Here is a 1,907-nt window from a genome sequence, read left to right as displayed (position 1 = left end):
CCCACAACTTATCCGAACGTATTGAAGACGACAGTATACAAGGAAATGTCGGGAGAAGAGATCCCTGCGGCAGCTCAGGCGACTGATATCGCGCATCGTCTCCTCGCGCTCTATAGATTGATTTCGCGGCCTTTGCCTGCCGAGAGCGAGAAGCCTCCTCGCTAGCCATCACATCCGGCTCAAAGTGCTGCCGAAGAGGTTTGATATTCTGTAGTATGTGCTGACCTCTTCGGCCTTTTAAGTTCGCGGAGTCGTTCCTATGCCCATGCGGCACGTTATTAGTCAAAGTTCTAACGTCGTCGGCCACTCCCAGCCAACATCTTCAAAGGGATAGAGAGTACGATCTACCATTGTTCCCCTCCGCGCCATGAATGATAAGTAACGCGCAGGCCTGCAGCAGGACGCGCGGTACTTCAATCGATCAGCCTGACCTCGACGGCTCTGTACTTCGAGCGCTGTTTATTGAAGCGAACGTCGAAAGTCACGCGCGTGCCCGACACCAGATCAGCCCCTGCGCAGTTGCGAAGGTCCGATATGTGTACGAACAAATCCTTGCCGTTGCCGTCATCAGGCCGGATGAAGCCCCAACCCTTTTCAACGCTGTACGACACTGCCGTTCCAGTGCGCATCTTTGCTTCAGTGCCTTGCAGCTCAATATCGCCGCCTTTTGACGAGGAACTCGTGGACTGGCGGTCTGCTCTCCCGCTGGGGGACACACCTGATGTTCTGCTATTTGCATGTTTCGTTTGGTACCCCCGGCCGGTATGCCGGCGACAAGCGTGTGTGAATTTGATCACCACCACTTGAACATCCTGATTCGCCGCGCCCCACAGCAAACCGGCGGAGCGGACCCGACGCGAGCGGCGACGCGGGCGCCGAGCCCGCCCCTAGCATCACCGCATCTGGAGCATTCGGTGATGCTGCCCAGAACCGAGCAAGGGTCGTGCCGAATCGAGAATTGGACGTTCTGCAGGCGCTTCGCAGCGGGCTACACGGTCAAGTTGTCCGCCGTGGTATGAAAGCCGATATCGACGCGGTACTGTCCGTCCCTGCCCGGTCCAGCCGAACATCGGACCAATGCAGGACCACGCTCGCGTTGTCTGATCCCGGGACACCGATTTGTCCGGGCGGTTTGCGACAAAAGGCGGCCTCCGCCATTAAATGGCACACCTCGACAGTCAGCCGAGTATCACGTGCACTGAATGTGATCCCTCGATGGAAGTGCTCGCCCTTACGGGGGAGAAATGTGGCCGAACTCGACCGTAATTATCCGGGGCTACGGAAATGAATGAGGCCGCGAGACGATGAATCCCGCGGCCTCGCCACCGGAATATAGCGAAAATACAGTTTAAGTATCAAATTCCCCGCCGGTGTTCCTCCAGTAGAAGGCCGTGTTCCGAAAATTGGCAATCCGGGCATCTACGGAAAAAAGCGCCAAAGCGTGGACTTGCGGGCATGATTGTAGCGCTCAATCATTGGCGAGCCTGGCAAAGCGTCCATGCGGGCAGCGCAGTACCGGTTTTGATCACCATGCGCTCGCAGGAGCCTACCACGGAATCCACGCGACTCAGTGCAAGGAGGTGCGCCCATGCGACAATCTCATCAAGCTGGCAGTGCGCCGAACACTCCCCGGCGATACCAGCGAAGTTGAAGCGATCGGCAATGCAGAACCGGTTGGTAGACCGCCACTGAGGCCCAGCATTCGCTGCCTTGGCAAGCCCTTACCCCCCTGGAGACACCTCCTGACGCCGTGTCCATGCCAGTGATCCAGGGATAAAGCGCCAAATTAACAGTTACATCTTTCTTCCTCCGGCCAACACGACCGTCTACGAGCTAGCTCGTCGCCGTCCTCTGAGGCTCACCGCCTCATCGGAGCCAGCGTGGTCGCGCTGAACGCCGCCGAGGGG

General features: G+C 57.9%; 1 protein-coding gene. It reads right to left on the bottom strand.

What is annotated here, in order from left to right:
* Positions 1-413: 413 nt before the first annotated feature.
* Entirely contained in the window at positions 414-803 is a 390-nt protein-coding gene (locus tag CV770_RS41955; RefSeq protein ID WP_146101470.1) for a cold-shock protein, read from the bottom strand.
* Positions 804-1,907: the final 1,104 nt, after the last annotated feature.

Origin of the sequence: Bradyrhizobium sp. AC87j1, from assembly GCF_002936975.1 — a bacterium.
Lineage (GTDB): Bacteria > Pseudomonadota > Alphaproteobacteria > Rhizobiales > Xanthobacteraceae > Bradyrhizobium > Bradyrhizobium shewense.
Note: the sequence above shows the minus strand (reverse complement) of the source record. Positions and strands in the feature narration are given on the sequence as shown.